The following is a 22,040-nucleotide window of genomic DNA, read 5'->3' on the forward strand; positions in this document are numbered from 1 at the left end:
GCGACAGAAGGTCAACGGTTTTCCCTGAAGGGCGGCTTGTCAATGAGTAACGACGACAATCATTATATCCGGGTGGGAATAATCGGCGCTGGTGACGGGGCCGAGTCGTTGCTGGAAATCCTGGCCGATTATCCTGAGGTGAAGGTGGTTGGCTTGGCTTGCCGCGCCACCGGAAGGCCCTCCATAAAAAAAGCGCAGGAACGGGGCATCCGCGTATATGAGGATTTCAAGGAGCTGGCGGAATCTTCAGAACCCCACCTGCTTATAGACGCCACCGGAAACGATGAAGTCAAAAACTACCTGGTCTCGCATAAAAAATCACCGGCGGAGGTCCTTTACGGTCACAGCGCCTGGTTCCTCTGGAAAATGGTGGAAGAGCACAAGAAACGCCACGAGGAAATGATGCGTAGCCTGGCCGAGCAGGAGGTGTTGTATTCGGCCGGGGTGATGCTGGCCTCCGCGGCCAATACCGAACAAACCCTTACGCTCCTGATGGAGGCGGCCTTGGGGCTTACGGGCATGTCCGCCGGAAGCCTGGCCCTTTACGAGGAAGAGCGGGGTATGATGCAGATAAAAGTCTCCATGGGTTTCGAGGGGCGTAAAACGCCGGTGAACCACGAATGGAAAGTGCGGCCCGGCGGGCTTACAGGGCACATTCTCTCCAACGACAAACCGACTGTTATAGAAAACCTTCTTGATGAACATTCTTTCGACACCACCCCGCTTACAAACCTTGGCGTGCGCTCGCTGATAGCCACTCCCCTGAAGGTTGAAGGGAAGATAGTTGGCATCCTTTTTGTGGACGATTTTTCGCCCCGTAAGTTTTCGGAACGGGAGATAAACACGTTAAACCTGCTATCCGTGCAGGCCGCCGCCGCCATAGACAAGGCCCTGCTTCTGGAAAAGGCGGAGCTTTTGGCTGTAACGGACGAGTTGACCAAGCTTTACAACCACCGCTATTTCCAGCGGGCGCTGGAGCGGGAGCTTAAACGGGCCCACCGCTATGGCAACAGCCTGAGCCTTTGCATGGTGGATGTGGACTATTTCAAGCATTACAACGACACGTTCGGCCACCTGAAGGGAAACACTGTGCTTAAGACCGTGGCCGAGATCCTCATACACGCCGCCAGGGAGACCGATATCGTGGCCCGCTACGGCGGCGAGGAGTTCGCCGTTATTCTCTCCCAGGCCAGCCACGAGCAGGCGGCGCTGGTGGCCGAAAGGATAAGGATGGAGGTGCAAAACAACCCATTCCCCGGCGAGGAAAAACAGCCCGGCGGAAACCTTACAATCAGCCTGGGTCTGGCCACTTACCCGGACGATTCCACCGAGCCGTACAATCTCATAGAATGCGCCGACAAGGCTTTGTACCACTCCAAGGCCGCTGGCAGGAACATGGTTACCCCCTATCGCGCCATCAAGGGAAGCAACCTGCGCAAAGGCAAAAAATAAGCGGTCAACCAGCCCTTTCTAAGTTATAATTTCCCGTTGTTTTTAATTGTTTCTTAACAATCCGTTTCGTCTTATTCTGCTATTTTGGCAACATATGGAAATTACGAAGGATGTGCTGTCCGGTCCGGCGGCTGTAACCGCTATCGGAAGCCTGGCGGCCAGTATCCGGCTTACCCTTTCATCCCTGGCGGCGGCTTGGGATCCCACTAAAATAAATTAACCTTCAGTCTGTGATCGGAAACGGCATGAGCAACGGCCAAAAAAACGAGGGCGGGCTGTCCAGGGAAGGCGGCGTCCTTTCCAGACGGCTAAAGTTCGACCGCTGGGCCAGCCACGCCGTCACCCTTGGCGGAGTTACGATAATCGCCTCGATCATGGCCATTTTGCTGGTTATCGTGGCGGAGGTTTACCCGTTATTCAAAAAGCTTTCGGTTGACCCGGAGGCGTCGGTGGATTTCGGCTTTCAAAACGTGGAAAAACCACTGGCCATAAGCTCCGATGAATACCAGGAAGTTGGAGCGGTGGTTTTCCCTTCAGGGGCGCGGTTCCATTTCCTGCAGGACGCAAGGCCCTCGAAGTCCATTGAACTGCCGGACTTGAGTGGCGCCACCATTACCGGCGTAACCTCTTACGGCAAAACCGGGTATGCGCTGGGGCTTTCAGACGGACGCATCTTGCCGCTGGAGCTGGAGTTTAGCGCCACCTATGGCGACGATGGGAAACGCCATGTGGAGCCTGGCGTGGCCCCTGGAGAGTTTTTGCGAATCGGCAAAAACCCCATCCGGATCCTTACCCACACGATCACCGAAGATGGCGCCATTACCGCGGCTGTAACAGGCCCAAAGGAAATTTCACTGGTCACGGCTCAAGAATCCAAAAGCCTGATTGGTGACTCCGTACCGGAGAAGATGGAGCAGTCCCTAACGTTGCCAGTTGAGGGGGAAATAACCGCCCTGCTGGCCGACGACCGGGGAGAAGACATTTTCGCCGGCACATCGGCTGGCAACGTAATACGGCTGAACAGAAACAATGACGGCCAGATGGTGGTGGCCGAATCCACCGCCGCCTCGTCCCGCTCCGGCGCGGGCATAAGCGCGCTTGGATTCTTGCTGGGCGACCGCACACTGATAGTGGGCGACACCGCCGGGGGGGTAAGCTCCTGGCAGGTGGTTAAAAGCCAGGATGGTGAAAAACGGCTGGCCAGGATTTACGAGTTCCAGCGGCATAATACAGCCGTTAAAGCCTTCTCCAAGTCCGCTCGAAACAAGAGTTTCATCACCGCCGGCGAATCCGGCGACGTGGCCCTGCATTACGGCACCACCGGTGTTACTTTCCTGACGCTCAAAACTGGCGAGTATTCAGCCATATCACTTACTCCCAAGGGGGACGGGATCTTGGCGGGAAGCGTAAAGGGCATAAACCGGTGGCATGTGGACAATCCCCATCCCGAAGTCACATTCAAAAGCCTTTTCACTCCATTGTGGTACGAAGGTTACGACAAGCCGGATTATGTCTGGCAATCCACCGGCGGCACCGACGATTTCGAGGGTAAATTCTCCCTTACGCCCCTTATCTACGGAACACTCAAGGGGACGTTTTACGCCATGGTGTTCGCCGCGCCGCTGGCTCTGCTGGCGGCCCTTTACACCTCCCAGTTCATGCGCCCGTCCATGCGTGGCATTGTGAAACCCACGGTGGAGATTATGGCGGCGCTCCCGTCGGTGGTGCTGGGTTTTATCGCCGGCCTTTGGCTGGCGCCGGTCATGGAGAAAGTGGCCCCCGGCATTTTCATGATGCCGGTGGTGGTTCCGGCTTTTGTGCTGGCCACCTTCCTGGCATGGCGGAAATTGGCTCCTGAAAAAGCCAGGCACAAGCTTGCCAGCGGGATGGAGATATGGTTGTTGATCCCGGCGGTATTCGTGGCGGGGTTCGTCGCCATATGGCTTGGAATGGGGTTTGAATCCGTGGCGCTGGCTGGCGATTACCGGCAATGGCTGGTGTCGGCCATGGGAATCACCTTCGACCAGCGCAACTCGCTTGTGGTGGGTTTCGCCATGGGTTTTGCGGTAATTCCTATAATCTTCACCATCGCGGAGGATTCGTTGTCCAACGTGCCCCGGCATCTTACGGCAGGCTCGCTGGCGCTGGGCGCCACGCCCTGGCAGACGGCCCTGCGGGTGGTGCTTCCAGCGGCCAGTCCGGGCATTTTCTCGGCGATGATGATAGGTTTCGGAAGAGCCGTGGGCGAAACGATGATAGTGCTAATGGCCACTGGCAACACCCCAGTGATGGACATGAGCCTGTTCAACGGGTTCCGCGCCCTTTCGGCGAACATCGCCGTGGAGCTTCCCGAGGCCCCTGAACAGGGAACGCTTTACCGCACCCTGTTCCTGGCGGCGCTGTTGCTGTTCATAATGACCTTCCTGGTGAACACCGCCGCCGAGCTTATACGGCTGAAACTCAGAAAGAAGTATAGCGAGATATGAGCAATAACACTTTAAAAGGCGGCGACCCTTTTATCTGGATAACCGGCTCGGCGCTGGCGTTTTCGCTATTGATGGTTGTGGGGCTTATCCTGCTTATCGTGATAAACGGCATGGGCTTTTTCTGGCCCAAAAAGATAGAGCGGTTCTCGCTATCCGACGGGCGGGCCGTAATGGGCCAGGTGTGGGAGCGGGAGAACATTCCCGGACACGAGGGCGAATTCAGGATAAAGGTGAAACAGGGAAACCGGGATTTATACGGCTCCGATTTCCTCTGGATCAACGAGAGCGACATTACCAAGCGGGAGACCCCGGAAAACGCCGCGCTGGTGGAGCGGCTGGAATGGGGCGACCTTATAGGTGAGATAAAAGAAGTCCTCGATGGCGACAGGAAGCTCGCCTTGGGCGGCCCAGAGGGGCTAAAACTGCTGTCCGGCGAGGTGGACAAGGCCGCCACGCTTTCCAGCCGCATATATTCCCTGGAGCGCAAAGACGTGGGCGCCTTAAACCTTTCGCAGGAAAGGATAAGGCTGAAGCTCCGCGGGCTGGAATTGAATGGGGTCAAGGAAGGTCCGGAGGTTGGCGATTTAATGGCGGAAATAGACGCCATCCAACAAAGCTACTCCAAGCTGATGGATGAGGTGGCGGCGCTGAGGGCTAAGCAGACAACCCATGTGATTTTTGTCGCCGCCGACGGGCAGGAAAAAGATATGCCCATCTCCCAGATAGTACGGGTGACGGCCCCCAACAGCCTGGGATTTTTCGGCAAGATCGGCTATTACGTCTCAAAATTCCGGGATTTCATATTCGACAATCCCAGGGAATCCAACACCGAAGGTGGCGTGTTCCCCGCCATATTCGGCACTGTGATGCTTGTGATGATAATGAGCGTCATGGTTACACCGCTTGGGGTGCTGGCGGCATTTTACCTGCGCGAATACGCCAGGCAGGGCACTTTCGTGAGCATCGTGCGCATAGCGGTGAACAACCTGGCCGGAGTTCCATCCATAGTGTTCGGCGTGTTCGGCGTGGGTTTTTTCATATATTTCCTGGGCGGCTCCATAGATAAAATGTTTTTCTCCGAAGCCCTGCCCACCCCAACCTTCGGCACGGGGGGTATTTTGTGGGCTTCCATGACGCTGGCCCTGCTTACCATGCCGGTGGTGATAGTGGCCACCGAAGAGGGGCTGGCCTCCATCCCCAAAGGGATAAGGGAGGCGTCTTTGGCGCTGGGCGCCACCAAGTTTGAGACAACCTGGAGGGTCGTGCTTCCGGCGGTGGCCCCTTCCATAATGACGGGCCTTATCCTGGCCATGGCCCGGGCGGCGGGTGAAGTGGCGCCTCTTATGATAACAGGCGTGGTGAAGCTGGCCCCATCCCTGCCCATAGACGGGGTGTGGCCCTTCGCCCATCTGGAGCGCAAGTTCATGCACCTTGGGTTCCACATTTACGACGTGGGTTTCCAGTCGCCCAACGTGGACGCGGCAAGGCCCATGGTGTACACTACCACCCTGTTATTGCTGGTTATCGTATTGTTGCTAAACCTTGGGGCCATAACGGCGCGCAACAGGCTCAGGAAGAAATTTTCCACCTCCGCGGTATAGAAATCAATAACACCAATACAAATGCAAGCGGAAATTACCACCATGGAACAAAGCCAGAACCCGTATTCTTTCACAGACGCCAGCGCTGTGGCTGAAAGCGAGCCGGTGATGGAGGTCCGCAACCTCCAGCTAAGTTACGGCGCCAAAGTGGCGCTGAAAAATATCAACATGTCGTTCCTCAAAAACCGGGTCACGGCGCTTATCGGCCCATCCGGTTGCGGCAAATCCACCCTCCTGCGTTGTCTCAACCGGATGAATGACCTGGTGGACAACGTGAAGACCGACGGCGAGGTTTTGCTGAACGGGCGGAACATTTACGACCCGTCCGTGAAGGTGTCGGAGTTAAGGAAGCACGTGGGGATGGTGTTCCAGAAGTCCAACCCCTTCCCCAAGTCCATTTATGAGAACATAGCTTATGGGCCGCGCATACACGGAACAAAGAACAAGGTGGACCTGGACGGCATAGTGGAGCGGAGCCTGAAGTCGGCGGCGTTGTGGGAAGAAGTAAGCGACAGGCTTCACGAAAGCGCCCTCAGCATGTCCGGCGGGCAACAGCAGAGGCTTTGCATAGCCAGGGCCCTGGCGGTGGAGCCGGAGATATTGCTGATGGACGAGCCCTGCTCGGCGCTGGATCCCATCGCCACCTCGAAGATAGAAGACCTTATGGGCGACCTAAAGGAAAGGTACACCATAATAATCGTGACGCACAACATGCAACAGGCCGCCCGGGTGTCGGAGTTCACAGGTTTCATGTTGTTGGGCGACCTGGTTGAAGTGGGTGTGACGGGAGATATCTTCACCAACCCCCTGGACAAGCGGACGCAGGATTACATTACGGGCCGGTTCGGTTAACCACCCGCGCGAAAGGACATAACAGATGCCGAAACACTTGATGAAAGAGATAGAGCGCGTGAAGGACATGCTCCGCGTGCTCAGCGTGAAGGTGGAAGAGAGCGTCCACAAGGCCGTCAACTCCATCGAGCGGCGCGACGCGGAGATGGGCAAGAGGATCATAGAGCACGACATAGACATAGACCACATGGAGGTGGACGTGGAGGAGGAGTGCCTGAAGATCCTGGCGCTCCACCAGCCCGTGGCCAACGACCTGCGCTTCATCGTGGCCGTGCTCAAGATAAACAACGAGCTGGAGCGGATAGCCGACCTCTCAGTGAACATCGCCGAGCGGGCCATATTCCTCTCCACCAAAGCGAAGCTGGACGTGCCTTTCGATTTCCCCTCCATGGCGGACAAAGCCCAGGCCATGCTGGAGAAAAGCCTCGAGGCCCTGTTCAACCTGGACTCGCACATGGCCCGGGAAGTGATAATCATGGATGACGAGGTGGACGCCATCAACCGGCAGATGTACGACAAGGTTAAAGACGGCATCCGCAAACATCCGGAAGGGCTGGACCAGCTCATCCATTTCCTGTCCGTATCGCGCCACCTGGAAAGGATAGCCGACCACGCCAGCAACATCGCCGAGGATGTAATTTACATGATAGACGGTGAAATAGTGCGCCACCGTGCGGAGGATTTCCAGAAGAACCCGTAAAACGGCTCTACGGGTGGCCGTATTGCAAAGCGAAATAAACAGAAAAACCTTGACACCCCCAGGCCCTCCTGCTAAATTTTTACGTTCTCGAAGATTGGGCTAAACCCTTTGGAACAAGCGGATTTGAAGGTTTAAATGCCGGAAGATAACGACGGCAAGTCGAAATTCGAGGCGTATAAAAAATTTTATCTGCTTGGCACGGTGGGGATGCAACTTGCGGTCTCCATCCTGATCGGGCTTGGCATTGGGTTAGCTTTGGACCGGTGGCTTGGAACCAAGCCATGGTTCATGCTTTTGTTCCTGATCTTCGGCGTGGCCGCCGGTTTCCTTAACGTTTACCGCACGGCCATGAAAGAAGGCTCAGACTGATAAATAGACAAATGGAAAAAGACGCGGAGCGGTTCCGTAACCTTAGCGTGGCGGTTTACGCCGCAATGCTGGCGGTGGCGGCGCTCTTGTGGAATTTCGCGGTCATCTTCTCGCTGGCTTTCGGCGGGATGGTGGCCCTTTTGAACCTGGCGTATCTGTGGAAGCTTATCGGCGCGGCGCTCAAAGGCGGCGGTCCCGCCGATGCGGCCCGGGTGAAAGCGGTTATTTCCTTCTATTTAAGATTTTTCGCCCTTGGCGGGGTGATTTTGGCGCTTAATGAGATTGGATGGATAAACTTCCCCGCGCTGATAGCGGGGCTGTCCTCCACCGTTGGCGGCGCCATGGCGCTGGCATTGTTAAACGTGATGAAGGCTTTAAAGGGAAATTATGAAAGAGCCTATTAATTACATAGTGATCCCCGGGTTTGAACACTACCCGCACATCACTTACACTTGGGTCATCATGCTCGGGTTCGTGTTGATGGCCATTTTCGTCCGCGGCGCGGTCAAGATGGCCCCCTCCGGGTTCCAGAACGTGATGGAGACCATCGTTTACGAGTTGAGCCAGTTTGTGGAGTCCATCCTCGGCCATGAAGGGGTGAAATACTTCCCCCTTATCGGCGCGCTGGCTTTCTTCATATTCTGCTCCAACTTCATAGGGCTGTTCCCCGGGTGCGTGTCGCCCACGGCCAACATAAACACCAACATCGCCATGGCGCTCACGGTGTTCCTGCTTTATCAATATGTGGGTTTCTCCCATCATGGCATAGGCTACGTGAAACATTTCATGGGCCCGGTGTGGTGGATGGTTCCGCTGATGGTCCCCATAGAGTTGATCTCCCATCTGGCCCGGCCGGTAACCCTGGCCGTGCGGCTTTTCGGGAACATCCGCGGGGAGGAGCTTGTGATACTGGTGCTGGGCTTCCTTATACCCCTGTTTTTGCCCATGCCCATGATAGCCTTCGCGGTTTTCACCAGCGTCCTGCAAACCCTGGTGTTCATACTGCTTTCGATGGTTTATATAGCAGGAGCGCTAGAGGAGGCGCACTGATAACGCGGTTTTCAACGGTTACCACGTTTTTTCGAATTAGGAGGATACTTAAAGTGAAGAAGATGTTAAAGTTCGCCGGCCTTCTGGCTTTCGCGGCGACGATGCTTTTCGCCCCGGTGGCGATGGCCCAGCATGAGCCTGCCCCCGCGGCGGCCGGTGAAGCTGGCGCAGAGGTGTCGAAAGAAGGCAGATACGCCGGATTTTTCAGCTACATCGCCTTGGGCGCGGTGGTGGGCCTTGGCCTTGCGGCCGGCGGCGGCGGCATAGGCATGGGCAACGCCGTTTCCGGCGCTGTGAACGCCATGGCCAGGAACCCCGGTTTCTATGGCAGGATTTTCACCAACATGCTTATCGGCCTTGCGCTGATCGAGTCGCTGGTTATTTACACACTGGTTATCGTTCTTCTGCTCCTGTACGCGAATCCGTTCATCTAGGATCCGGCGTTTAGAAGTTTTCGTTCAGTCTTGTCCGGCCCGTCCGGTTTTTCCCGGGCGGGCCGTTCCCTTGATGCGCTCACGGCGCGGTTGAGGTAAAATTATCTAAAAAAGCGTTTTGGGCCCGCTTTTTAGGCCCGAGCAAGAACCTGGGAGAATTTAAAATGAGCCAACCGGCGGCAACCACCGTTATCCCCGATGAGGAGGAAGACCTGTCGTACGTCGATGAGGTCCTGGCCAAATACAAAAACGCCCGGGGCGCCATAATCCCCGTCCTGCAGAAAGTGCAGGTGCATTATGGCTATCTGCCCCGCAAGGCGATGCTCATGATCTGCGACGCTACGCGGATGACGCTGGCGCAACTGGCAGGCGTGGCCACCTTTTACGCCCAGTTCCGGCTTACTCCCCGGGGCAAATACATGCTCAAGATATGCTGTGGCACGGCCTGCCACGTGAAAGGCTCCCTGAAACTTGTGGAGAAGGCGCTGGAAAAGCTGGACATCACCCCAGGCGAAACCACGGTGGACAAGCTTTTCACCGTGGAAAAGGTTGCGTGCATCGGGGCATGCTCGCTGGCCCCGGTGATAACCGTCAACAACGAGGCGGTGGGTTACCTGGACGCGGACATGTTCACCGGCATTATGAACGACCTTAAGGACGGTAAAAGAACGGCTCCGGCCTAAAACCAGAGAATTGTTTTAGTTGTGGATTATACAAGCTTGTTTCTGATATAGTTAACAGCTTGGCATTTTAGCCTTTCGGGCGGTTTTAAAACCACCGGAAGGTTTTTCATTTTCACAGGATTTTTGGTTACTGATGCTTGAAGGATTGACCGAGCGGCTTGACGGGGTCGTAAAGCGGCTTCGCGGGCTTAATAAGCTCACGGAAGAGAACGTGGCCGAGGCCATGCGCGAGGTTCGCATGGCTCTGCTGGAGGCGGACGTGAACATCTCCGTGGTCAAGGAATTCATCGCCGGCGTGCGCAAAGAGGCGCTGGGGGCGCAGACCATGCCGGGCCTTACGCCTGGCCAGCATCTCGTGAAAATAGTCCACGACAAGATTGTGGAGCTTTTGGGCGGCCAACAGGCCCCGCTGGCTTTTGCGGAACGGGGGATCACCAAAATCCTCGTCACCGGCCTGCAAGGCTCCGGTAAAACCACCACCACCGCCAAGCTGGCGCGGCATATCGCAAAAATGGGTTACCGGCCCATGGTGGCCTCGGCGGACATTTACCGCCCCGCCGCCATCGAGCAGTTGAAAATCCTGGCCCGCGAGCTTGAGATACCCTATTTCGACTCCAACCCATCCATGGCGCCTGTGGACATCGTCAAGCGCTCCATGGAATTCGCCGCCAAAGAAAACGCCAACGTTTTGCTGATAGACACCGCGGGCCGTCTGCATATAGACGACGACATGATGGCGGAGCTGGAAGCTGTGAAAAACCTGGTGAGCCCCACCGAGATACTCTTCGTGGCCGACTCCATGACAGGTCAGGACGCGGTTACCGTGGCCAAGGCGTTCAACGAGCGTATCGGCATGTCCGGCGTGGTGCTTACCAAGCTGGACGGCGACACCCGGGGCGGCGCGGCCCTTTCGATAAAAAAAGTTACCGGCGCGCCCATAAAGTTTGTGGGCGTCGGCGAGAAAACGGACCAGTTCGAGCCGTTCCATCCCGAGAGGCTTGCGGGCCGCATCCTGGGCATGGGCGACGTGATGAGCCTTATAGAAAGGGTCCAGGAGAACATAGACCAGAAACAGGCGGAACAGCAGGCGGCCAAGATGCTTTCGGCCTCGTTCACGCTTACCGACTTCCTTGATCAGATCAGGATGGTCAAGAAAATGGGGCCATTGGAGCAGTTGCTCAAGATGCTACCAGGCGTTGGCGGAGCCATGAAGGATATGAACCTGGATCCCAGGGAGCTTACGAAGGTGGAAGCCATCATCTGCTCTATGACCAGGAAGGAACGGGAGACTCCCCACATAATCAACATGTCGCGCAAGCTTCGCATAGCTCTGGGCTCCGGCATGGAAGTGACGGACGTAAACCGCCTTTTGAAAAATTTCGACAAATCGAAGAAAATGATGAAAACCTTAAGCCGGTTCAAGGGGAAGAAGTCCATGGCTAACCCTTTCGCCGGGCTTGGCATGTGATAATCACCTTACAGGAGGATAGGAGAACTAAATGGCTGTTGTCTTGAGACTTCGGCGCATGGGCGCCAAGAAAAGGCCGGTTTACCGGATAGTCGCCACCGATTCGCGTTGCCCCAGGGACGGAAAGTATCTGGAGACCGTGGGTTTGTTCGATCCGGCCAAGGCCGAAAACCAGGTTACGCTGGACAAAGACCGCGTAAATTACTGGCTGAAAGTTGGCGCGGAAGTGTCTGACACCGTGGGCGACATCCTGAAAAAGGAAGGCGTTCGCTAGTATTTTTGATAAAGCCGTAAAAGGCTTTCACCAGAATTAAGGCTGGCTATAAAGACACCGGGCTACGCCCCGACAGGCGGCCCGGAATGAGGCGTGGATGATTAAAACACTTATCGAACACATGGCCCAGGCGCTGGTGGACCATCCCGAACAGGTTTCGGTGGTGGAGACGGACGAAGAGGACATCACCTCGGTGGAATTGCGGGTGGCGCCGGATGACCTTGGAAAGGTTATCGGGCGGCGGGGAAGAACCGCGGCCGCCATGAGGGCCATCCTCTCCGCTTCGGCGGCCAAGCACAACAGAAAGGCCGTGCTGGAAATCGTAGAATAACCCTTTGGCTCATATCAAAGACCCCAAGGGCAAAACGGAGGGGGGCGCTGTTGGACCTTCCCCCGCCAAGGGCATTATGGTGGCCGTGGGAAGGTTTATCAAACCCCACGGCGTCCAGGGGGAACTAAAACTCATCCCGTTTTTCGAAGAGGTGATCCGCGGCCTCGTGGGTGAACCAATAGAGGCTTCCACCGAAGACGGATCCTCCCCTCCCCTGCGTTTCACCATCAAATCCATCCGTGGCGCGGGCGTTTCGCTTATCGTAAAACTTTCCGGGCTGGACTCGCCAGAGTCAGCCGGGGCCTTAAAAAACACTCTCATGCGCGTTGAGCGGAGCAGGATGCCGGACCTGGATGATGGCTATTATTATTTCGAGGAAATCATAGGGCTCCCGGTTTTCGATGTGGCCGGGAACAGCATCGGCAAACTGGTATCTTTTTTCCCCGCCGGAGAAAGGGACGTTTGGGTAATAAAACCGCCCAAAGGAGAAGATATATTATTGCCCTGCATACCGGAAACCATCGTGAGCGTGGATGTGAAAAACGGGAAGATAATCGTGAAACCCATGGAAACGGTGGAGTAAAACCGCCTCATGCGTTTTGATGTGGTGACCATATTCCCCGAAATGTTCGCCGGGCCGCTGGAACATTCCATCATCGGCCGGGCGCGGGAAAGAGGCCTGCTTTCCGTTCACGTGCACGACCTTCGCCAATGGGCCCGGGACAAGCATCACGTCACCGACGATTATCCATACGGCGGCGGAGCGGGAATGGTGATGAAGGTAGAACCTTTCGCTGGAGCGGTCACGCAACTTAAAAAGGATAATCCCGGGGCCAGGGTGGCGCTTATGTCCCCTTCCGGCGCATTACTTTCGCAATCCATGGCGCGGGAGCTTTCCACCCTTCCCGGCCTCATACTGCTCTGTGGCCGGTACGAAGGGGTGGACCATCGCGTGGTGGAGCTTTTTTGCGACATGGAAATATCCATAGGCGACTATGTGCTAACCGGGGGCGAAATCCCGGCCATGGTGACGCTGGACTGCGTGGCAAGGCTTGTGCCTGGGGTGGTGAAAGAGGCGGATTCGGTGCTGTACGAATCCCACTCGGCGGGGCTTCTGGAGCATCCCCATTACACCCGGCCGCCACAGTTTATGGAATCGTCCGCGCCGGAGGTTTTGCTATCCGGCGACCATAAAAAAATAGAGATGTGGCGGAGGGAGCAGTCCATAATAAAAACCGCCAGGACGCGGCCGGAGCTTTTAGGGAAAGCAGGATTGTCTGAAGATGAATGGAAACTGGCCAGGCGGATTATGGAGCAGGAACAGCCATGAGCGACACGGACAAACCGGACAAAGCTTTGGCCGAAAATCTGGCTGTGGCGCTGGTGCATTACCCGGTGCTGAACAAGCCGGGGGATGAAGTGGTAAGTTCCGTCACCACGCTGGACGTGCACGATTTCGCCCGGGTGTGCAGGACTTACGGAGTTTCAAACCTTTACATCATCACACCGGTCAAGGCCCAGCAGAGGCTGGTGGAGCGGCTGTCGCGCCATTGGATCGAGGGATTTGGCGCGGGGTACAACCCCCACCGCAAAGAAGCCCTGGAATGTTTAAAAGTGGTTGACACCATTGATGATATGATTGATAATTTTAAGCTTTCCGGTGACGGGGTGGAGTTAATCACCACGGCCGCCCGGAAGGCGGCCGGCACTGTGGGCTATCAAGAGGCCCGGCAGAGAATGGCCAAGATGGAACGGGCGGCGCTTTTGTTCGGCACCGGGCATGGCTTGGCCCCCTCGGTGATGGAACGGTCGGCCCTAAGGCTTTCGCCGGTGGAGGGCGCGGATGAGTTCAACCACCTGCCGGTCCGATGCGCGGCGGCGATTATTTTAGACCGTCTGCTTGGGCGATGGCGGTAATTTAGGATAAAGGATTTAGAGATGACGGCTATTGAGTTTGTAGAGAAGCATTACCTGAAAGAGAGCACTACCGAATTCCGCATAGGGGACACGGTTCGTGTGCATATAAAAGTTGTGGAAGGCGAGAAAGAGCGCATCCAGATATTCGAAGGCGTGGTGATAGCAAAAAAGAACCACGGCCTCAAAGAGACCTTTACGGTGCGCAAAGTATCTTCAGGCGTTGGCGTGGAGCGCATATTCCCGGTACACTCCCCCCGGGTGGAGAAGCTGGAGGTTGTGCGGTCTGGCAAGGTGCGCAGGGCGAAACTGTATTACCTGCGCGAGCTGAAAGGCAAAGCCGCCAGGCTGGCCGAGCGGTTCTAGGCATATCTGCCCCGGTATATTGCCGGGGCTAATTAATACCACGCGGGCCTAAAAACCACAGTCCGCTTTTCCCCTCGTATAGAATATGAACGAAGGGCCGCTGAACGAAAAGGATTCTGGGCCCAGCCAACAGCCGGAAAACGCCCCTGCCTCCGGCTGGATATCCCTTAAAAAATGCCACTCTTTCATAAAACACCCGGCTTGCGCCGTTTCGGCGCTCATTGTGTATATCGCCGTCATGTTGGGCGCGTTTCTATATGTGGCCCCGCTTTTCATCAACATCGAAAAGTTCCGCCCCTTCTTCCAGAACCTTATCTCCGAAAAGCTGAAAGCCGAAACCCGGTTTGACCGGCTGGACATGACCATTACCGGCTGGGGGCCTGCGGTGGAGTTGTCCAACGTGGTGATGGAGGTGGACGGAAAACCCGTGGTGTCCATCAAGAACCTCAAGGCCAGGATGAGCGTTATAAGCGCCTTGAGCGGCCATATAACCTTTGACGAGTTCACGGCGGAGGAGCCGGTGGCCAGGATATGGCGAAAGAATGATGGAACGTTCAACATTCCGTTGCTAAACGTCAAACCCGATGAGAAGGTCGAGATATCTGACATCATCAAAACGGCCATGTCCACATTCAAATCCGCCTCCATCACCGGGGGGAACATCAGGTGGAAGGATTCCCTTGCCGCCACCCTCCCCGTCCGGGCCAATGTTTACAGCATAAACGCAAGTTTCTCCCGGGGCGGCGTTGCCAAACCCGGCTGGATAAACTTTTCAGCGCTGATGAGAAACCGGGGAGCCTCGCCGGCCAGGTTGTTGCTGGCGGGCAGGGTTTCCAACGACCCTCTGAAAGGTTTGATAGAGGATTTGGAGGGGAACGATGGCCCGGGTTTTATAGGGGCTGTCTCCCTTTCCAACCTGGATATGGAGCGGTTCTGGCCATACCTGCGCCCGTTCGCCCCTTTCGACAATTTCACCGGCGCCCTCTCCTGGAGCGGCTCGCTGGCCACCGATTTTGAAAGGGGGCTGGTGTCCAAAGGCAGGATAGGGCTTTCCTCCATCGAGGCCGGGTTCAAAGGCGTTCCCGATTTCGTAGCCCGCCCCCAAAGGGCCACGTTAGCCTACGACGTGGCCGGATGGAACAACAACCTCCATATTAAAAAGGCCCGGGCGGATTTGGACGGCTTGATGGCCGAACTGACCGGGAAGATAGAAGGCCTTTCCCTGGAAGATCCTTCCATCATTTTCTCGCTGAACACCGGGGCCATAAACCTGGAAAACGTGAAAAAATACGTTCCGGGCACGGCCCTTACCCCTCAGCAGGTTTCTTTCCTTAAACAAAGCGTCAAAAAGGGAAAACTGTACCTGAACGATTTCACCTATTCCGGCAGTGTGGAACAGCTTCGGTCATCGGCGGAACAATACTCTTTAAAACTCTTCTCCGGCCGGTTGAGGGTGGAAGGTCTTTCGGCGCAGATTCCCGAGATGGCCCTGCCATTCGACGATATGAATGGAATTTTCGAGCTTGAGGGGGACAAGTTGCGGCTTGTGAACCTGGCTGGAAGGTATGGTAACAGCTCGGTGGAAGAGATCTCCGGAGAGCTTACAGGGCTTGAAGGGTGGCCCAGCTTCAACGTTGCGGTAAAGGCCGATGTTAATCTGCCAGAGGCCGGGAAGCTCTTAAGTAGCAGGATGTCCTCGCCGGAATTTAAGCGAAGCCTCGAAAAAGTTACGTTCACAGGTGGGGCGGTACGGGTGGATTTGAACATCTCCGGATCCACCAGGGATCTGGTAAAAACCGTGGCGGCCAGGGGAAAGATCACCTTGGACAAGGTTGGGCTATCCCACGAATCTTTGGGCTTGCCCATACACGGCCTTTCCGGGGAGATAGCAGGCGATCTCAAGGAGATTAAGCTTACCGGCGTAAAGTGGCTGGCCGGAGCGTCATCGTTTGCGTTGAATGGCTCCTTAAAAGACACTCTAAAAAAGAAACCCGGTTTTGACATGAAGCTGGGCGGGGCCATCTCCCTGGAGGACATGGGCTCCATAAAATTCCTGGCTTACAACCGCATGCTATACCAGACCGGGCTTGGTCTTTTAGACATGGGCGTTAAAGGCCGGTTCGGCGATTTCAAGATGGACTACAAGCTGGACTTGACCGGAGCCGAATACCGTCTTCTGGACGTGATCCACAAGTTCAAGGGCACTAAAAACGTTTACACTTTCACCGGCGCCATACGCAACGGGGAGAAGGTGACCATAGACCGGCTGAATGTGGACATCGGCGGCTCCCGGATAGTGGTGTCCGGAGGCATCGGTGAGTTCTTGCGGGGCCAGGGGATAGATTTGACCATTGAAACCGATGGCGCCAGGCTGGATGACCTGGACAGGTTCTTCCTCTTCTTCGATGACATCCAGGGCGCCGGAGGGATAAAAGGCAAGTTCTCCATGCAGAGCGCCGAAGGCAAGCCCATCAAACTGGCTGGCTATGGGGTGTTTGAAGGGGCCGCTTTCAAGCTACCGGTGCTGGACGGTGTGATAAACCAAAGTCATGGCGAGTTTGAGCTGATAAACAACCGCATCTTCCTCAAGAATGCCGGAGGCAGGTTCAACGACGCGGTGTTCGACGTAACCGGACAGGGGCTTTTCGGCGACAGGCCCGAGTTCACCCTGAACATAGAAGCCGACAACCTTAACTTGAGCGACTTTTTCGGCAAACCCCTGCCCGACGACGCCCCGGAGCCTCCTGCCAGGCAAGCCGCCCTCACCGAGCCCACGCCCACGCCGGACTGGATATGGAACCTGTACATAAAATCAAAAAAAGGCGGTATAGGCATACTAAATTACACCGGCCTGAACGTCCGCATAAAATATGACCGGGACACGTTCCATGTTAACCCCCTCACCTTCGACGCCCACGGCGGCCGGTGGCGGTGGAGCGGGGATATTTACCTGCCCAAGGAGCCAGGGATAACCTTCGATTCCCGGATAGACGTGGAAGACTTGAGTTTCGACCGGTTCCTGGCCGAATCGCTGGGCGCTGGAAAAGATATTACCGGCAAGCTGAACCTGCGGGGTGATATTTCCGGCAAAGGCTCGTTGTGGCGGGAAATGAAACGTTCCTTAAGCGGCAGGCTGGAAGCCCGGGCTGGAGGCGGCGTCATACACCGGTTCAACGCATTGGCGAAAATTTTTTCTTTGCTTAACGTTCTGCAATATTTTAAACTCAAATTTCCGGATTTGGCTGTGGACGGCATGCCTTACAACAGCATGTCGGCGGACTTCGATGTGAAGGGAGGCGTGGCCAGGACGGAGAATTTGATGGTGGATTCGGAGGCAATGCGAATTTCGGCCATCGGCGGTTACGACATCGGCGCAAACACTGTGGACGCGCAGATCGGCATAATGCCTTTCGTTACGGTGGACCGGGTATTAAGCTCCATACCGGTGGCCGGGTATATACTCACCGGTGAGAATAAGGGGTTTTTGGTCACCTATTTCGAGGCCAAAGGCCCCTTGGGCGATCCGGAGGTGAATGCCATTCCGATAGAATCATTGGCTGGCGGTATCGCTGGCATATTTAAACGCCTTTTTGAGCTTCCGATGGATTTTCTAAAGGCGTTGAACGGTAAAAAGGCCGAGTAAAGATCCGGCGTGAATAATTAACTGGATCAGGTTTATCAGGAGAGGCGATGGAATACGATAGCATTCAGAAGATATACAAAAACTATTCTTCTATTTACGATTTGCTATTCAAGGGCTTCTTCCACCCCCGGCAGAGGCTTGCCATAAGCAACCTCAACATCACGCCCGGCGCCCGTGTGCTGGACGTGGGCGTGGGCACCGGCCTTACGCTTCCGCTTTACCCCAGCCATTGCCAGGTCACAGGAATAGACATTTCCTCGCATATGCTCAAACAGGCCCGGAAAAAGGTTGAAAAAATGGGCCTCACCAACGTGCAACTTATGGAGATGGACGCGTGCGACCTGGCTTTCGAGGAAAACACCTTCGATTTCGTGATAGCCACGCACATAATCAGCGTCGTTCCGGACCCGTTCAAGGTGATAGACGAGATGCGCAAGGTGGCCAAGCCAAACGGCCAGATAGTTATAGTGAACCATTTCGTCTCCTCCAATCCGGTCATCGCCAAAATGGAAAACTTCTGCGATCCGTTCTTCAGGAAGCTGGGCTGGAGGATGGACATGTCCCTGGAAGATCTGGTGGCGGCCACTAACCTGCAGGTATATCAAACCAGGAAACTTAAAAAGCTGGATTTGTGGCAGGTTGTGCATGCCTACAACAACAAGTACGCCGCCCAGGCCAGCAATTAGCCACAGCCGCCCGCGCTGGCGGGGCGCCGCGCTCTTGAAACGGGGCACAGCCTTTCTGGCGGCGCTGGCGCTAGCCTTCTCAACCTGGGGCGTGGCCCAGGAGCAAACAGAGCCCCCCTCCCCCGCCAAAAACCTTCCTTTCGACATCGGCGAGCGGCTCGTTTATGACGTATCCTGGATGGGCATAAAAGGGGGCGAGGCTTTCCTGTATATAAAAAACCAGCTTGAAATGGCGGACTCCACCGTTTTCGCCGTGAACCTCATCGCCCGCTCCACCGGCTGGTTGCGGACCTTTTACAAGGTGGACGATCATTCGTTCTCCTATTTCGACGCGGTCAACATACGGAGCCTGGGGGTGGACATAAAGATTTCCGAGGGGGATTACAGGAAATCGAAAGTAATAGAGTTCGACCACAAGCGGAACGTGGCCATTTACAAGGTGGATAACGATAAACCGGAGGAGTATCCCGCTTATCACAACAGCCACGACTCGTTCTCGGCCCTTTACGCCTTCCGCTCCATGAGGGACAAGATAAAGATCGGGGAAAGCGTGATGATCCCGGTGTTCGACGACAGGAAAAAATACGAGCTGGAGATAAAAACCCTGCGAAAGGAGCGCATAACGCTGGATTCCGGCGCCATGATAGATACCGTGGTGGTGGAGCCTCAGCTAAAATCCGAGGGGATTTTCCAGCGGCGCGGCTCCATGACCGTATGGTTTTCGGACGACAAGGTTTTCGCCCCCGTGCAGGTAAAATCGAAAATAGTCATAGGCGCGTTCTATGCCCGGTTGAGGGAATGGCGCGGGGCTGATATAAACGTAATCGCGCCGGCGGGGGCGGCCAATGCGGCTCAACCCGGCGGCGCGCCTTCAAACGCAAGGAAAGAGATTCATGATACGCCTGGCGCTGGCTCAAATTAACCCGCTGGTGGGGGACATACCCGGCAACGTCCGGCTCATCGGCGATTATATGGCCCGCGCCGCCCGGATGGGCGCTGACGTGGTGGCGTTCCCGGAGCTGGCGCTGTGCGGTTACCCCCCGGAAGACCTGCTGGTGAAAAAGTCGTTCATAAAAAACTGCGCGGAAGCTCTTGCCTCCCTGGCGGCAATTACTCCAAAGGATTTGACGGTGATAGTTGGCGCCCCCACCGGAAAACCGGGCGCGCTATATAACAGCGCCTGCGCGCTGTCCGGAGGGGAGTGGATTGCAACCATCCACAAAACCGAATTGCCCAACTATGGGGTGTTCGACGAACGCCGCTATTTCCTGCCGGGGAAGAACGGCCCACTGGTGAAAAGGGGTAGTGTGGCTATCGGCGTATCCGTATGTGAAGACATCTGGGTTGAGAACGACATTCTCATAAATCAGGCCCGGGATGGGGCGGATCTTTTAATAAACATTTCAGGTTCCCCTTACAGACACAACGCTTTCAACCTGCGCCGGGATCTGGTGCGCGGAGCATCGCGGAGCTTGGGCATGCCCATGGCGTATTGCAACCAGACCGGTGGGCAGGACGAACTGGTTTTTGACGGCAGGTCTTTTATTTGCGGTTCTGATGGGGAAATAACCGCCGAGGCGATGGCTTTCGCCGAGGACTTGCTGGTGGTGGACGTGGGGCCGGTAGCTCCGGGGGAAGCCGCCAAACCTCCCCTGCCCCCGGTGGAGCGTCATATTATCCGGGACGAGGACGAGGAGATTTATACGGCGCTCGCTACAGGCCTGCGGGATTATGTAAATAAAAACGGGTTCAAGACGGTGGTTGTCGCCCTTTCAGGCGGAATAGACTCGGCGCTTACGGCCACCATCGCCGTGGACGCCCTGGGGCCCGGGCGGGTGAAAGGCGTGTCTCTACCCTCCCCCCATTCCTCCAAAGGCTCGGTGGACGACGCGGCCCATCTGGCGGCTAACCTGGGGATAGAAATGCTATCGCTCCCCATAGGGGAACTGATGAAATCATTTGACGGCGTTCTCGCCGAAGCATTTACCGGACGCGAGCCGGACATTACCGAGGAGAACATCCAGGCCCGGATCCGGGGCGGGATTATGATGGCCCTGTCCAACAAGTTCGGGTGGCTGGTGTTGACCACCGGCAACAAGAGCGAGACCGCCGTGGGGTACTGCACCCTGTACGGAGACACCGCCGGAGGCCTGGCGGTGATCAAGGATGTATTCAAGACCCGGGTTTACTCCCTTTCCCTGTGGCGCAACAGAAAAGCCGGTAGAGAGCTTATTCCAAGAGAGTCCATAGAAAAGGAGCCCTCCGCCGAATTGCGGCCCGGCCAGAAGGACACAGACAGCCTTCCGCCATATGATGTTCTGGACCCTATCCTGAGGGAATACATTGAACACGATAAGCCTATTGATGAGATTATAAAATTGGGTTACAGTAAAACACTTGTTTCGAGGGTCGCACGGATGGTGGACTTGAACGAATACAAGCGGCGGCAGAGCCCTATGGGGATCAAAATAACCGCAAAGGCGTTCGGGCGCGACAGAAGGCTTCCGATAACGTGCAGGTTTCATGAACAATAGCCGGTAAAACGGCGCAGTCTAGGAGATGATAGCTAAGATGGACCTGGTTCCCAAAAAAGTGTTTTTCACTAACGGCGTTGGTACCCATAAAGAGGAACTGCGCTCCTTCGAGTTGGCCCTGCGCGACGCTGGGGTGGAAAAATGCAACTTGGTGTACGTTTCGTCCATCCTGCCACCCCACTGCAAGATTATTTCGCGCAAAGAGGGGGTGAAGCTGTTAAAACCGGGCGCAATCACCTTCTGCGTCATGGCGCGGATCGGTAGCAACGAGCCGCACAGGCTTTTGTCCTCATCGGTGGGTTGCGCCATCCCTACGGACAAGGGTAGCTACGGCTACCTGAGCGAACATCACGCCTATGGGCAGACCGACAAGGTGGCTGGCGACTACGCCGAAGACCTGGCGGCGGCCATGCTGGCATCCACCCTGGGTGTGGAGTTCGACGAGAACCAGTCCTGGGACATGAAAAAAGAGGTTTTCAAGATATCCAACCAGATAGTGAAAACCAGGAACATCACGCAGTCTGCCATCGTTAAAACCGGATACACCACGGTGGTGGCGGCGGCCATTTTCCTGTTCTGACCTGACGCAAGTTTATATACCGGGCGGGGGCTTCTAAAACCTCCGCCCGTTTTTTTGTCAAAACCGGTTCGTCCGAAAAACTTATGAAAAATGGCTGGTTAGCGCTGGCGGCGGCACTGGCGGTGGTGGCTGTGGATCTGGCCACCAAGCTTGGCATAGAGTCCGCCTTCACTCTCCACGAGAGCAAAACGGTGATACCGGGCCTTTTCAATATCGTTTATATAAAGAACAAAGGCGCCGCTTTCGGGTTTTTATCCCAAATAAACGGCGATTGGGTTTCTTACGCCTTCATGGCCATAGCTGTAACGGCCCTGGTGGTGATTGCGTTACTCTACCGCTCGGCCCCGGCGGATGACTGGATTTCCCGGGCGGCTTATGTCCTTATCGGTTCGGGCGCGTTAGGGAACCTGATAGACAGGATACGCTCCGGCGCTGTTACCGATTTCCTGCTTTTTTATATTGGAGAGTATCAGTGGCCCGCTTTTAACGTGGCCGACTCTTGCATAACCGTGGGGATAATTCTGCTGGGATATGTGATGGCTTTCAATAACTCAAAGCCCGGCTCCATGCCTGTTGACAGGGTTTGACAGGTTTCTATTGACGCCAGGCCTCCACCA

Annotated in this window: 23 protein-coding genes; all 23 read left to right on the forward strand. The window is 55.7% G+C overall.

Annotated elements, in window-relative coordinates; genetic code table 11:
• Positions 1-42: 42 nt before the first annotated feature.
• Positions 43-1,452, forward strand: coding sequence for a diguanylate cyclase (locus HY751_01340; GenBank protein MBI4665031.1), 1,410 nt, complete (start codon positions 43-45; stop codon positions 1,450-1,452).
• Between the two features lie 245 nt (positions 1,453-1,697).
• Positions 1,698-3,938, forward strand: a complete 2,241-nt coding sequence (locus tag HY751_01345) for an ABC transporter permease subunit (GenBank protein ID MBI4665032.1) — start codon at positions 1,698-1,700, stop codon at positions 3,936-3,938.
• The gene (pstA, locus tag HY751_01350) at positions 3,935-5,539 is read left to right on the forward strand and encodes a phosphate ABC transporter permease PstA (protein MBI4665033.1); all 1,605 of its coding nucleotides are present in this window, start codon (positions 3,935-3,937) and stop codon (positions 5,537-5,539) included. The genes HY751_01345 and pstA overlap by 4 nt, the downstream gene beginning before the upstream one ends.
• A 42-nt stretch (positions 5,540-5,581) precedes the next feature.
• Positions 5,582-6,391 carry a phosphate ABC transporter ATP-binding protein gene (locus HY751_01355; protein ID MBI4665034.1) on the forward strand — a complete coding sequence of 270 codons (810 nt, stop codon included), beginning with the start codon at positions 5,582-5,584 and terminating at the stop codon, positions 6,389-6,391.
• Positions 6,392-6,416: 25 nt separating this feature from the next.
• Positions 6,417-7,091: a phosphate signaling complex protein PhoU gene (phoU, locus tag HY751_01360; protein ID MBI4665035.1), complete on the forward strand. Its 675-nt coding sequence runs from the start codon at positions 6,417-6,419 to the stop codon at positions 7,089-7,091.
• A 135-nt stretch (positions 7,092-7,226) separates the two neighbouring features.
• Positions 7,227-7,460 carry an AtpZ/AtpI family protein gene (locus HY751_01365; GenBank protein ID MBI4665036.1) on the forward strand — a complete coding sequence of 78 codons (234 nt, stop codon included), beginning with the start codon at positions 7,227-7,229 and terminating at the stop codon, positions 7,458-7,460.
• 11 nt (positions 7,461-7,471) lie between these two features.
• Complete coding sequence (locus HY751_01370) at positions 7,472-7,864, forward strand: ATP synthase subunit I (protein ID MBI4665037.1); 393 nt, start codon at positions 7,472-7,474, stop codon at positions 7,862-7,864.
• The gene (gene atpB, locus HY751_01375) at positions 7,848-8,510 is read left to right on the forward strand and encodes a F0F1 ATP synthase subunit A (protein ID MBI4665038.1); all 663 of its coding nucleotides are present in this window, start codon (positions 7,848-7,850) and stop codon (positions 8,508-8,510) included. Before HY751_01370 ends, atpB begins: the two co-directional genes overlap by 17 nt.
• A gap of 122 nt (positions 8,511-8,632) precedes the next feature.
• On the forward strand, positions 8,633-8,944 hold the full coding sequence (atpE, locus tag HY751_01380; GenBank protein ID MBI4665039.1) for an ATP synthase F0 subunit C: 312 nt from the start codon (positions 8,633-8,635) through the stop codon (positions 8,942-8,944).
• Positions 8,945-9,108: 164 nt separating this feature from the next.
• Complete coding sequence (locus tag HY751_01385) at positions 9,109-9,627, forward strand: NAD(P)H-dependent oxidoreductase subunit E (GenBank protein ID MBI4665040.1); 519 nt, start codon at positions 9,109-9,111, stop codon at positions 9,625-9,627.
• Positions 9,628-9,757: 130 nt separating this feature from the next.
• On the forward strand, positions 9,758-11,095 hold the full coding sequence (gene ffh / locus HY751_01390; protein MBI4665041.1) for a signal recognition particle protein: 1,338 nt from the start codon (positions 9,758-9,760) through the stop codon (positions 11,093-11,095).
• 31 nt (positions 11,096-11,126) lie between these two features.
• Positions 11,127-11,369, forward strand: coding sequence for a 30S ribosomal protein S16 (rpsP, locus tag HY751_01395; protein MBI4665042.1), 243 nt, complete (start codon positions 11,127-11,129; stop codon positions 11,367-11,369).
• A gap of 100 nt (positions 11,370-11,469) precedes the next feature.
• Positions 11,470-11,700, forward strand: a complete 231-nt coding sequence (locus tag HY751_01400; protein ID MBI4665043.1) for a KH domain-containing protein — start codon at positions 11,470-11,472, stop codon at positions 11,698-11,700.
• 4 nt (positions 11,701-11,704) lie between these two features.
• Entirely contained in the window at positions 11,705-12,283 is a 579-nt protein-coding gene (gene rimM, locus HY751_01405) for a 16S rRNA processing protein RimM (protein ID MBI4665044.1), read from the forward strand.
• A gap of 9 nt (positions 12,284-12,292) precedes the next feature.
• Positions 12,293-13,030, forward strand: a complete 738-nt coding sequence (gene trmD, locus HY751_01410; protein MBI4665045.1) for a tRNA (guanosine(37)-N1)-methyltransferase TrmD — start codon at positions 12,293-12,295, stop codon at positions 13,028-13,030.
• Positions 13,027-13,617, forward strand: coding sequence for an RNA methyltransferase (locus tag HY751_01415; protein MBI4665046.1), 591 nt, complete (start codon positions 13,027-13,029; stop codon positions 13,615-13,617). The genes trmD and HY751_01415 overlap by 4 nt, the downstream gene beginning before the upstream one ends.
• Before the next feature lie 21 nt (positions 13,618-13,638).
• Positions 13,639-13,980: a 50S ribosomal protein L19 gene (rplS, locus tag HY751_01420; GenBank protein ID MBI4665047.1), complete on the forward strand. Its 342-nt coding sequence runs from the start codon at positions 13,639-13,641 to the stop codon at positions 13,978-13,980.
• An 85-nt stretch (positions 13,981-14,065) separates the two neighbouring features.
• Positions 14,066-17,623, forward strand: a complete 3,558-nt coding sequence (locus HY751_01425) for an AsmA-like C-terminal domain-containing protein (GenBank protein MBI4665048.1) — start codon at positions 14,066-14,068, stop codon at positions 17,621-17,623.
• A gap of 47 nt (positions 17,624-17,670) precedes the next feature.
• Positions 17,671-18,309, forward strand: coding sequence for a class I SAM-dependent methyltransferase (locus HY751_01430; protein ID MBI4665049.1), 639 nt, complete (start codon positions 17,671-17,673; stop codon positions 18,307-18,309).
• A 34-nt stretch (positions 18,310-18,343) separates the two neighbouring features.
• Positions 18,344-19,231: a DUF3108 domain-containing protein gene (locus HY751_01435; GenBank protein ID MBI4665050.1), complete on the forward strand. Its 888-nt coding sequence runs from the start codon at positions 18,344-18,346 to the stop codon at positions 19,229-19,231.
• Positions 19,203-20,843 carry an NAD+ synthase gene (locus HY751_01440; GenBank protein ID MBI4665051.1) on the forward strand — a complete coding sequence of 547 codons (1,641 nt, stop codon included), beginning with the start codon at positions 19,203-19,205 and terminating at the stop codon, positions 20,841-20,843. Before HY751_01435 ends, HY751_01440 begins: the two co-directional genes overlap by 29 nt.
• 37 nt (positions 20,844-20,880) lie before the next feature.
• A complete protein-coding gene (locus HY751_01445) occupies positions 20,881-21,423 on the forward strand; it encodes an arginine decarboxylase, pyruvoyl-dependent (GenBank protein ID MBI4665052.1) in 543 nt (180 codons plus the stop codon).
• 83 nt (positions 21,424-21,506) lie between these two features.
• A complete protein-coding gene (gene lspA, locus HY751_01450) occupies positions 21,507-22,010 on the forward strand; it encodes a signal peptidase II (protein MBI4665053.1) in 504 nt (167 codons plus the stop codon).
• Positions 22,011-22,040 lie beyond the last annotated feature (30 nt).

It is taken from the genome of Nitrospinota bacterium, assembly GCA_016208975.1.
In the GTDB taxonomy this organism is placed as follows: domain Bacteria; phylum Nitrospinota_A; class UBA7883; order UBA7883; family JACRLM01; genus JACQXA01.